Source organism: Caballeronia sp. AZ7_KS35 (genome assembly GCF_023631045.1).
Lineage (GTDB): Bacteria > Pseudomonadota > Gammaproteobacteria > Burkholderiales > Burkholderiaceae > Caballeronia > Caballeronia zhejiangensis.
In genome coordinates this window covers 175,302-185,183 of sequence record NZ_JALQDV010000040.1, presented here as the reverse complement: position 1 = coordinate 185,183, position 9,882 = coordinate 175,302, and the positions used below count along the sequence as shown (strand labels likewise).

At 62.4% G+C, this 9,882-nt stretch carries 13 protein-coding genes and 1 riboswitch; of the genes, 7 read left to right on the top strand and 6 right to left on the bottom strand.

The features are described 5' to 3' along the window. Both NCT05_RS36855 and NCT05_RS26000 read left to right on the top strand, forming a co-directional pair. A partial coding sequence (locus NCT05_RS36855) for an RHS repeat-associated core domain-containing protein (RefSeq protein ID WP_284507570.1) occupies positions 1-699 on the top strand: 699 nt, incomplete at its 5' end. Next, the gene (locus NCT05_RS26000; RefSeq protein WP_175981960.1) at positions 696-1,091 is read left to right on the top strand and encodes a hypothetical protein; all 396 of its coding nucleotides are present in this window, start codon (positions 696-698) and stop codon (positions 1,089-1,091) included. The genes NCT05_RS36855 and NCT05_RS26000, both read left to right, overlap by 4 nt. A gap of 36 nt (positions 1,092-1,127) precedes the next feature. Here the strand turns inward: NCT05_RS26000 and NCT05_RS25995 are convergent, their stop codons facing one another. Beyond that, complete coding sequence (locus NCT05_RS25995) at positions 1,128-1,310, bottom strand: SymE family type I addiction module toxin (protein ID WP_239295583.1); 183 nt, start codon at positions 1,308-1,310, stop codon at positions 1,128-1,130. A 340-nt stretch (positions 1,311-1,650) separates the two neighbouring features. On the opposite strand from NCT05_RS25995, the gene NCT05_RS36850 reads away from it, so the two are divergent. The 3 genes from NCT05_RS36850 to NCT05_RS25985 all read left to right on the top strand — a co-directional run bounded on the left by NCT05_RS36850 (position 1,651) and on the right by NCT05_RS25985 (position 2,652). Next, on the top strand, positions 1,651-1,908 hold the full coding sequence (locus NCT05_RS36850) for an RHS repeat-associated core domain-containing protein (protein WP_350029900.1): 258 nt from the start codon (positions 1,651-1,653) through the stop codon (positions 1,906-1,908). 152 nt (positions 1,909-2,060) lie between these two features. Then, a complete protein-coding gene (locus tag NCT05_RS25990) occupies positions 2,061-2,375 on the top strand; it encodes a hypothetical protein (protein WP_250503521.1) in 315 nt (104 codons plus the stop codon). A gap of 16 nt (positions 2,376-2,391) precedes the next feature. Then, positions 2,392-2,652, top strand: a complete 261-nt coding sequence (locus tag NCT05_RS25985) for a PAAR domain-containing protein (protein ID WP_250441119.1) — start codon at positions 2,392-2,394, stop codon at positions 2,650-2,652. 56 nt (positions 2,653-2,708) lie between these two features. Here NCT05_RS25985 and NCT05_RS25980 read toward each other — a convergent pair whose 3' ends face one another. Next, positions 2,709-3,332: a LysE family translocator gene (locus NCT05_RS25980; RefSeq protein ID WP_250503520.1), complete on the bottom strand. Its 624-nt coding sequence runs from the start codon at positions 3,330-3,332 to the stop codon at positions 2,709-2,711. 3 nt (positions 3,333-3,335) lie between these two features. After that, a complete protein-coding gene (locus tag NCT05_RS25975; protein WP_008347418.1) occupies positions 3,336-3,962 on the bottom strand; it encodes an FMN-binding negative transcriptional regulator in 627 nt (208 codons plus the stop codon). 86 nt (positions 3,963-4,048) lie between these two features. On the opposite strand from NCT05_RS25975, the gene pdxR reads away from it, so the two are divergent. After that, entirely contained in the window at positions 4,049-5,506 is a 1,458-nt protein-coding gene (gene pdxR, locus NCT05_RS25970; protein WP_250437056.1) for a MocR-like pyridoxine biosynthesis transcription factor PdxR, read from the top strand. A gap of 31 nt (positions 5,507-5,537) precedes the next feature. Here pdxR and alr read toward each other — a convergent pair whose 3' ends face one another. Further along, positions 5,538-6,641, bottom strand: coding sequence for an alanine racemase (alr, locus tag NCT05_RS25965; RefSeq protein WP_008347416.1), 1,104 nt, complete (start codon positions 6,639-6,641; stop codon positions 5,538-5,540). 174 nt (positions 6,642-6,815) lie between these two features. Between alr and NCT05_RS25960 the strand changes: the two genes are divergently transcribed. After that, positions 6,816-7,247: a DUF6632 domain-containing protein gene (locus tag NCT05_RS25960; RefSeq protein WP_008347415.1), complete on the top strand. Its 432-nt coding sequence runs from the start codon at positions 6,816-6,818 to the stop codon at positions 7,245-7,247. Here the strand turns inward: NCT05_RS25960 and mntP are convergent. After that, a complete protein-coding gene (gene mntP, locus NCT05_RS25955) occupies positions 7,213-7,782 on the bottom strand; it encodes a manganese efflux pump MntP (protein WP_250437052.1) in 570 nt (189 codons plus the stop codon). The genes NCT05_RS25960 and mntP overlap by 35 nt on opposite strands. Before the next feature lie 8 nt (positions 7,783-7,790). After that, positions 7,791-7,957: riboswitch (yybP-ykoY riboswitch) on the bottom strand. 100 nt (positions 7,958-8,057) lie between these two features. Further along, positions 8,058-9,758, bottom strand: coding sequence for an outer membrane protein assembly factor BamB family protein (locus NCT05_RS25950; RefSeq protein WP_250503519.1), 1,701 nt, complete (start codon positions 9,756-9,758; stop codon positions 8,058-8,060). Between the last annotated feature and the right edge of the window lie 124 nt (positions 9,759-9,882).

Genomic DNA, 9,882 nt, shown 5'->3' with positions numbered 1-9,882 from the left:
GTTCAGGTTCCGGCGAAGAGCCGTCATGCGACGCTGTTCTATCAGAATGACCACCTTGGCACGCCGCAGGAGTTGCTCGACGAGTCGGGTAAGGTTGTGTGGCTGGCGCGGTATAAAGCTTGGGGCAGAAGGAAACCAACGCCCTATGGCAAGACGGATCCGGCCGAAGCGGATAACGCGATTCGGTTCCAAGGCCAATACGCGGACGACGAGACGGGACTGACGTACAATCGGCATCGGTACTATGATTCGCAGAGCGGGCGGTTCATCTCGAAGGATCCGATTGGGCTGGCCGGTGGACTCAACGCGTATCAGTATGCGCCGAACCCGATCGAGTGGGTTGATCCGTTTGGCTTATCGAAGACTCCTGCGATAGCGGGACGAAAGCAAACGTCAAACAAGCCGAATCAAAATTCTAAGTGCTCTTGTAGAAAGGAATGGGAAATAAATCGATTTGATCGAGTTTGCGCAGGCAATGTATCAGGCGTTGGTTACGCTAAATACTTGCGCGATCCGAGCACGGGCATGTGGTGGTCCGAAGATCAAACCGGGCATGGCAATAGCGCTTGGAAAGTCTATGATAAGAATGGAGCTTGGGTCGCTGACGCCGATGTTTACGGCGACTACATGAGTAAACATAAGAGCGATACCGGGAAAAACGTTAATCTTGATTCATTGCAGTGCAAGGACTCAAGATGATCCAGTCTGCTGAAGAATTCATAGCGCTAAGAGATAGTCTCATGAAGGAAGAGTACGACCGAGCCGCTAACGAAGAGGCTCCTGTATCTGTCTGGAAAGATGTGATTTCGAGGTTCCCGGGCTACAGGAAATGGGTTGCTCATAACAAGACTGTTCCGTTGGAAATATTGACGGAGCTCTGCCAGTTTGAATCTGATGTCAGACGTAGCGTTGCCGTAAAGCGGAAACTATCGGTGGAGTTGTTTGAGCTCCTCGCGAGAGATCCGGATCCAGTGGTTCGGCAAGGCATCGCCTCAAACAAAAAGGCACCTATATCGATAGTCCGCGGGCTCTTCGATGACCCAGATGAAGACGTCTCAAGAGTAGCTAGATACAACGTCGAGAATCGCTAATCTTTAAGTTCGAAGGGCCGCTACGCGGCCCTTCGTCTACTCGGCGGTAATGATCAGCCGCCCATGTTCAACATTGACCTTGACGCGCTGCCCTGCTGTGAATCCTGCCTGCTCGATCCATGGCCCGGCGAGTTTGAGCCGCGGAAAACACGGCGGCTCGGTTCGCTGCCAGTAGGGTTTGGTCGAGCGGCTCTCGCGCTGCGACTGCTGAACGGTCACGAAGCGTTCCGTATCGTGTGGACGTGCTTTAAGATTCGCGAGCTTCGCGGAACTGCGCCATCCGCGCGCCAAGAGCGACGAAAAACGAGCGTGGTGAACCGATGACCGTCAAGACCAAGCCCTTCGGGCGCTGCGCGGCCTTGACGGATTCGGGCGCGGTGGGCGAAGACTTGCGCGAACGTGGCGCATCGGTGTGCTTCGGCCAAGTTCCGCCGCGTCTGCGGTCGGCCTGCGGCCGCCGTCAGCCACTGCGGGTAACGAGCAAGCGTTACTCGGACGAGTCGCATAGTTCGGGCTACCGATGAGCGTCTAGAATCGCGTCTACAAAAATAATTCTCTCGTGCATGAGCTCGTCGAGCTGGACGGCTTGCTGGATAAGGGACTGCGGCCTGCCCGCGAGGAGTTTGTGTCCAGGCGAAGTCAGACGGGGCTTCATTACAACCGGCATCGGTACGATGATCCGGCGACGGGCAGATTCATATCGAAGGACCTGATTGACCTTGCGGGCGGACTCAACGCCGTTGCCGCGGATCGGGATATTCAAGTCAAGGTAGACGAATCGAATCGTCGCATTCGAAGAATCATCGAAGGCCGCTAGAGAGACTCGACAATGGAAACATGCCAGAAGGACGGAGCGTCCGTAAGATACACGTCTGCCCGGTGGTCTTGCCGTGGGTGAACATGTCGTTAGCGTCGAGCAAGAAAAGCTACGGGCCTTCTTGAGACGACGATGAACAAAGGAGTTGATCGATGGATATTCATCTCAAGAAGGCGTACGAGATTCATGTTGGTCAAGGCATCGACCAGCAAAGGCTACTCGACGCCATCGCCGCTGAACTTGGCGCTCGCGGTATCAGGCGTGATTCCTACCGCTTAGGTGACGACCCGCATATCGGGTTTGGAGAGTTGCGCCTGTCCGAGGAAGATGGTTACTGGGTCGTATGCGTCGACGAGCGAGGCGCCTCGTTCAATCCTTGCATATTCACCAACTATTTCGACGCGGTGAAATTCTTCATCTTCGAATTGTCCGGCGCAAGCGCTGAACCGATCTGGAAAAACCTCTAACCGCACGATAACGAAAATGACTTCAATCGCATGCATAGGCGACGCAACGACCCACGGCGGCCGCATCATCACGGGCTCCGACACGATGGACATCAAGGGCCGCGGGGTCGCGAGAATGGGCGACTTGGTGACATGCCCCGAACACGGCACGAACCCGATCATTCAGTGTTCCGATATGTTGATCGACACGAACGGCAATGGCGTCGCGCTGGATGGGCATCTGACCGCCTGCGGCAGCCGTGTGCTTGCCGTCGAAAGTCACGGCAGTATTGATTAGAAGCCCTCTTCAGGGAAGGTCATGCGAAGAACAGATAATCGCGTGAGGCCGGTTCCCTAACTCGGGATCGCCCTCCGCGCAAACGCGAGATACCCACCCAATGCCAGCATGACGACGCCCGAGGTCCGCGTGAGCATCCTCGCGCGCGCGACGCGTGCGGCGCTCGACTTCAGCAGACGCGAAGCGGCGAGCACCGCGCCCACGTCGACAAGCGTATTAAGCACGACGCAAATGCTCCCGAGCATCGCCAGTTGCGGAATCAGCGCATGCCCCGGCGAAACGAACTGCGGAAGAAAGGCGAGAAAAAACAGCGCCGTCTTGACGTTGAGCGCTTCGACCAGGACGCCTTCGCGAAACGCACGCCGCGCACCGTGCGATGCCACCGGCGCGACGCCGCCCGCTTCGCCTTCGCGAAACAGAAGCCGAACGCCCAGATAAATCAGATACGCCGCGCCGACGTACTTCACGACGCTAAAGAGCGTCGCCGAGCGCGCGATCAACAGGGATAGCCCGAGCGCCGCCGCGGCCACATGGACGAGACCGCCCACCGCCGTGCCGAGACACGACGCCATGCCTTCGGAACGACCACCAGCGACAGTGCGAGCCACGACATACGCGAGGCCCGGACCGGGCGTAATGGCGAGAACGATCGCCGCGATCAGAAAAGCAATAAAAGCCATGAACTAGTCTCCCGCCCGCCCCATCACCCGTGCCAGCTCCCCTTTCCCCCGCGCGTCGAGCGCATCCGCCGCACCGATCCGATCGCGCGTTTCCTTGTTCTGACTCAGCTTCGACTTGCCGACAAGCGACGTCACCGCGATTTCGATGCCCACGATATTCCGCAGCATCCCATCGATGAATTCGCGCTCGGAATCGCCCATCTTCCACGGCTTCGGCTCGTTCGCCTCGTGCCGCCGCGTCAGACGCGCGACGAGACCGCGCACGAACTGCTCGTCGTCGCGCACGGTGAGCACGCCGTGCGCGTGCACGACTTCGTAGTTCCACGTCGGCACTTGCCGATGCGTCTCATGCTTGCTCGGATACCAGTTCGGCGAGACATAACCCTCCGCGCCGCGAAAAATCACCATGACGGGCGTGCCGCCCGGGCAACGCTGCCACACGTCGTTGGCGCGCGCGACGTGCGCCGTCAGCAAGCCATGCTCGCCCTGCGCCGGATCGAACTCGAACGGAATGTGATTGGCGTCGAGACCGGCGGCGTCGTGCGTCACCAGCATTCCGAGCGGATGCCCACGAATGATCCGATGCAGCTCTTCAGGGCGAGTCTCGGCGAAATGCGGCGGAATATACATCCTGGATGCCCGATGGAAAGTGGCGGAACCCCGTCACTATCGCCCGAAACAGGCACAATAAGAAGATCCAGTTTCGAGCAATTTTCATGGTCCAGTTGAAAGACGCCATCGGCACCGGACGGCGCATTTACGATCTGCTGCGCGCCCAGATCGCCGATGGCACGTTGCCCGCCGGCGCTCCCGCACCTTCGACGCGCGCGCTGGCGGCCGATCTCGGCGTCTCGCGCACGACCGTCACGGCAGCGTACGAACAGCTCGCGGCGGAGGGCTTTCTCGTCACGTCGGCGGGACGCGTGGCGCGAGTCGCCACGCCGCCGATGCCGCTCGCGCCGCCGATTCCCGCGCGCGCCGAACGCACCGCGCCCGCCCTTTCCGCCTATGGCCGGCGCGTTTCTACACTGCCGATGCCCGTTCTCGCGCAAGTGACGAAAGGCAGCATCAACTTCCTGTACGGCGCAGTGTCCGCGCGCGACTTTCCTTCGTTGATCTGGAAACGCGCGTATCAGGCCGAACTGCTGCATCAACCGGACAGCCTCTATTACGTCGCGCCCGAAGGCGATGCGTCGCTCAGGCGCGCGTTGCAGGCGTATCTCGGCCGCGCGCGCGGGCTCGTCTGCGATAGCGATCAGATCGTCGTCGTGAACGGCACGCAGCAGGCGCTCGATCTTTGCGCGCGCCTGCTGCTCGATCCCGGCGACGCCTTCGCATTCGAAGATCCCGGCTATCTGATCGCGCGGCATTGCTTCGAGGCATCGGGCGGCGTGGCGCTGCCGGTGCCCGTCGACGAACACGGTCTCGATACGCGCCGCCTTCCCGCCGATGGACGCGCGCGGCTCGCCTACGTGACGCCATCGCACCAGTTTCCGCTGGGCGGCGTGCTGCCGATCGGCCGCCGTCTCGAATTGCTCGAATGGGCGCAACGGCACGACGCGTGGATCATCGAAGACGATTACGACGGCGAGTTCCGATACGGCCAGCGCCCGATCGACGCCTTGCAATCGATCGATACGAATGGCCGCGTGATCTACATCGGCACGTTTTCGAAGGCGCTTTCGCCGCATCTGCGGCTCGGCTACATGATCCTGCCGCACGATCTCGTGCCGGCGTTCCGTCAGGCGAAGCGGCTCGCGGATCGTCATTCGGCCGTCATCGATCAGCGCGTGCTCGCGGCGCTAATCGAAAGCGGCGCGTATGAGCGTCACGTGCGGCGCGTGCGGCGCGAATACGAACGGCGGCGCGCGGCCTTGCTCGACGCCATCGCCGATCTTCTTCCGAAGCGCGCGCACGCGACGGGCACGGCTGCCGGATTGCACGTCACGCTGTGGCTGCCCTTCATCGACGCGGCGCACGAAGCCGCGCTCGTCGCCGCCGCGCATGCGAAGGGCGTGGGCGTCTATCCGGTGTCGCCGCTTCATGTCGCGCCGTGCGGCGGCACGTCGAACCGGACGGCCGGGCTCATCCTCGGCTATGCGAGCGTGCCGGTCGAGCAGATCCGCAAAGGCATCGAAATCCTCGCCGATGTGATCGCGCATTTTCGAACGTAAGCACTGCCTTCGAGACGCGTCATCGTGAGCGTCATGCCGAATGCGCTTCTGCCCGATTCGAAACGCCCGCGTCGATCGCGACGGGCACGCGCCGCGCGAGCGCGCACATCAACTCGTAGCCGATCGTGCCGGACGGTTCGGCCACTTCATCGACCCGGACGCGTTCGCCCCATAGTTCCACCGGCGATCCGATGCCCGCAGCCGGACACGGCGTGAGATCGACGGTGAGCATGTCCATCGACACGCGTCCGACGATGCGCGTACGCACGCCATCGACGATGACGGGCGTGCCCGTCGGCGCGTGACGCGGATAGCCGTCCGCGTAGCCGCATGCGACCACGCCGATCTTCATCGCGCGATCCGCGGTGAAAGTGCGGCCATAGCCGATCGTCTCGCCCGCCGCGAGCGTCTGCACGCCGATGATGCGGCTCTCGAGCGTCATCGCCGCGCGCAACGGGAAATGCTCGATGTGGCGCGCGCAGCCCGTCGGCGAGGCGCCGTAGAGGATCGTGCCCGGCCGCACCCAGTCGCGATGCGCGCGCGGATGCCACAGCACCGCCGCCGAATTCGACAGCGAGCGCGTGCCGGGAAGATCGCGCGTGGCCGCTTCGAATTCGTCTATCTGCCAGTCGATCGCGCCTTCGTCGGCGTTCGCGAAGTGACTCATCAGGCCGATCGAGCCGATCGCCGCGATATCCGACGCCCTTTTCCAAGCCTCGACGAATTCGCCCGGCCGATAGCCGAGCCGGTTCATGCCCGAGTTCATCTTCAACTGTATGTCGATGCGCTCGTTCGGCCGCGCCGCCTTCAGCAACGCAAGCTGCTCGTCGCAATGCACCGTGACCGTGAGCCGGTGACGATCCGCCGTTTCGACATCCGCGGGCTCGAAAACGCCTTCGAGCAAAAGAATCGGCTTTTTCCAGCCGAGCTCGCGCACGCGCACGGCTTCATCGAGATCGAGCAGCGCGATGCCGTCGGCTTCAGCGAGCGCCGGATAAATGCGCTCGATGCCGTGACCATAAGCATTCGCCTTGATGACGGACCACACGCGCGACGACGGCGCCGTGCGTTTGACAAGTTGAAGATTCTGTCGGATGGCGTCGAGATGGATGCGCGCGGAAATCGGACGTGGCATGACGTGCTGGATTTGTGGTTGAAGGCAGTGGAATGATGAATCGTATCGACCTAATGGCAGTCGTCGTTATTTTATTTGCGCCGATTTTTGGTGGAAACGCCTGCCGCCATCGATGGCTTTCGCGGTGCGCTTCGCGGTATCTTGTCGCTCATGTCGCGCCGCCAAGGAGCCGCCATGAACGACGCCCGTCGCCTCGCCTGCCTGCGCATCGTGCTCGCCGTCGTCGGGCTGATCGCGCTCTTCGCCTTCTATCCGCTCATGCTGCTCTGGCCTTCTGGATGGGCGTGGGATGCCGGCCACGAAGGCCATTCGGAATACGCGATGATGATCGTCGGCATCTACGCGACGCTCGGCGTTTTCCTGCTGATCGCATCGCGCGAGCCGATGAGGCATCTGAGCCTCATCTGGTTCACGGTGTGGTCGAGCGTCGTGCACGGCGCGATCATGGCCGTGCAGTCGTTCGGCGGCGCGGGGCGCCACCTCGGTCATCTGGCGGGTGACGTGCCCGCGCTTTTCATCGTCGCCGCCGTGCTCGCGATTCTCACGCCGCGCGGCGGCAAGGCGCGCATCCTCAGCCGAGATGGCCGAGATGTTCGGCCAGAATGACGCTGCCGACGCCGATCAGAATCAGCCCGCCGACGATTTCCGCCCGCTTGCCGATCGTCGCGCCGACGAGCCGGCCGACCATCACGCCGATCGTCACCATCAGCATCGTCGCGAAACCGATGGTCGCGGCCGTCGAGAAGATATCGACATCGATGAACGCGAGGCCCGCGCCGACCGCCATCGCGTCGATGCTGGTCGCGAAACCAGTGAGCGCCAACACCCAGAACGAATGCGAATTGGGCTTTTCCGCTTCGTGGCTCACGCTGCTGAAACCTTCGCGGATCATGCGCGCGCCGAGCAGGAAGAGCAGGCCGAACGCGATCCAGTGATCCCACGCGGTGACATACTGCGCGGCCGCCCTGCCGAGCGCCCAGCCGACGAGCGGCGTCAGGGCTTCGATCACGCCAAAGATCACGCCGGTCTTCAACGCTTCCGCGATGCGCGGCTTGTGCAGGGTCGCGCCCTTGCCGACGGCTGCGGCGAACGCGTCGGTGGACATGGCGAAGGCTAGAAAAATTGTGGAGGCGAGATTCATCGAGTAGCGCTCTGGTCGGGCAAGATGGAACGACAGAACGCGCGCCCGACCGGTCGCGAATTCTGTCGATGGTCTTGCCAACCTTTGATGGCTGCTCATGCCACGGCCTGAACGACCGAGCGTGTTGACATGAGCGCTTTCCCTGTGCAGGAAAGCCGGCTACTCCCCAGCGAAGAACCGAGAGCTTAACATGACTTCGCGACCGTTCCACGGCGTTTCGGCTGGTTGCGGCGCGCTCGCGGCGTCACGCCCGGCGCCGCGTTCGCGCGCCGATCCTATTTCGACAACAGCCCGAACACGGCGACGCCGTTCTTCGTGCCGACATACACCTTGCCGTTCGCGATCATCGGCGTGATGAACTTGTTGCCCGCACCGAACTGGTCGCGCGTGCCGGCGTCGTTGCTGCTGTAGAGCTGGCGCGCGAGATTGGCCGCGTCGTAGGCGCGCAGCGCGCCTGTCGCGCCGTTCTCCGCCGCCCACAGAATGCCGTTCGTCGTGCCGTTCGCGGAAATGCTCGGCGTCGCGCCGGGGAAGCCGAACGCATTCGACGTCTGACTCGTCGACGTCGCCGAAAGCAACGCGTTGCTGACCGCGAACGCCCGAATGCTGTCGCCGACCGCGCCGAAATAGACCGTGTTGTTGAAATACGCGGGCGCGCCGAACATCGCCCCACGAATCTGGCCGACGAGTTCCTGATAGATGTGGTCCGCGTTCGAATCGAACTTGCCCATCGAGAAGCGGTTCACGACGTAGATCGTCGAGTTCTTGCCCGCGCCGATCGCCAGATGCCGGACCGTGCCGCCCGCATCGGTGAAGTCCGGCAGCACCATCGCGCCGCCGGAACCGAGATCTTCGTCCTCGTTCGACTCCTGCACCGTGTTCGACGGCTCGAAATAGTCCTGCACCCTGAGCGGCGACGTTTCCAGCCGCAAAAAACCGTTGCCGAAGTTGCCGTTGATCGGCATCTCCTGCGCGTTTTGCGTCGGATCGAAGGTGCCGTTGGCGTCGAGGAAAAAGATCGCCTGGCCGTCCGATGCGAGGCCCGCGCCGCTCATCCAGATCGAGCCCATCTGGCCGTTCGGCGTGAGGTTCAGCACGCTCGCCTGTTGCAGGGTCGCGGCGTCGTAGCCCATGACCCAGCCGGTGTACGGCATGAAGTCGCAATGCGAAGTCCACGCCGTGTAGACGACGCCGTTCAGCAGCAGCAACGCCGCGCGCTCGGCGTACTGGCCGGGATCGAACGTCAGCGTGCCGTTCTGGCTGCCCGCGCCGTTGCCCGGATACGTCGCCCGGATTTCGGTGGGGCCGTTGAAGAGCTCGGCGCCCGTCGCGACATCGAGCGCGTGAATGCGCTGGTGATACGCGCCCGACGCATCCTTCGACATGCCGACGACATACATCGCGCCATTCGGGCCGCGCGTCCGGTCGATGACCGGCGTCGCCGTGACACCGATGGTCGGCGTGATCTGATGACAGTTGTGGTCGTCGCTCGGCGACTCGCCGCTGCCGAGCGTCGAGACTTTCCACAGCACCGCGCCGCTGTCGGCGTCGAAAGCGTAGACGCTGGCGTTTTCCGTCGCGACGTAGAGCACGTTGCGCGTGCCGCCCGCGATCGGTACGCCCGCCAGAAAGAGCGGCTGCGCGTCGACGGCGCCATCGACGGAAAAGAGCGCGAGCTTGCCGAAAGTACGCTGATTGACGTTCGCCGGCGTGAGGACGGTTTCCGCGAGTTGCTGTCCGGTGCGCGCGATGTCGTTGTGCCAGGTGACGACATCTTTCGACACCGCAGCCAGAGGCGCCGATGCCCCCGCCGGGCTCGATGCCCCCGACGGGTCCGATGCCGCCGCCGGCGCGCCGCCGCTCGCCGCAGACGAAGTGGCGCTATCGCCGGAACCGCCACTGCACGCGACGACGATCGCCGCGATGAGCACAACGGCGCCGATCGCCGCGATACGAGCCGGAAAGTGCGTCTTCATCTGGATGCTCCTTCAGAGCGTTTCGCCTTTGCGTACGGTCAATTCCCCGAAAGATATTTGTTGCAATGCGTCATAATGTGCTAACCTAGGGTTATTACCTAGTTCGTTACCCCTAGTACGGAGT

What these genes read in the sequence shown, in the direction of transcription:
- NCT05_RS26000 (WP_175981960.1), top strand. Translation starts at nt 696, where the DNA reads ATGATCCAGTCTGCTGAAGAATTCATAGCGCTAAGAGATAGTCTCATG.
- NCT05_RS25990 (WP_250503521.1), top strand. Translation starts at nt 2,061, where the DNA reads ATGGATATTCATCTCAAGAAGGCGTACGAGATTCATGTTGGTCAAGGC.
- NCT05_RS25985 (WP_250441119.1), top strand. Translation starts at nt 2,392, where the DNA reads ATGACTTCAATCGCATGCATAGGCGACGCAACGACCCACGGCGGCCGC.
- NCT05_RS25980 (WP_250503520.1), bottom strand. Translation starts at nt 3,332, where the DNA reads ATGGCTTTTATTGCTTTTCTGATCGCGGCGATCGTTCTCGCCATTACG.
- NCT05_RS25975 (WP_008347418.1), bottom strand. Translation starts at nt 3,962, where the DNA reads ATGTATATTCCGCCGCATTTCGCCGAGACTCGCCCTGAAGAGCTGCAT.
- pdxR (WP_250437056.1), top strand. Translation starts at nt 4,049, where the DNA reads ATGGTCCAGTTGAAAGACGCCATCGGCACCGGACGGCGCATTTACGAT.
- alr (WP_008347416.1), bottom strand. Translation starts at nt 6,641, where the DNA reads ATGCCACGTCCGATTTCCGCGCGCATCCATCTCGACGCCATCCGACAG.
- NCT05_RS25960 (WP_008347415.1), top strand. Translation starts at nt 6,816, where the DNA reads ATGAACGACGCCCGTCGCCTCGCCTGCCTGCGCATCGTGCTCGCCGTC.
- mntP (WP_250437052.1), bottom strand. Translation starts at nt 7,782, where the DNA reads ATGAATCTCGCCTCCACAATTTTTCTAGCCTTCGCCATGTCCACCGAC.
- NCT05_RS25950 (WP_250503519.1), bottom strand. Translation starts at nt 9,758, where the DNA reads ATGAAGACGCACTTTCCGGCTCGTATCGCGGCGATCGGCGCCGTTGTG.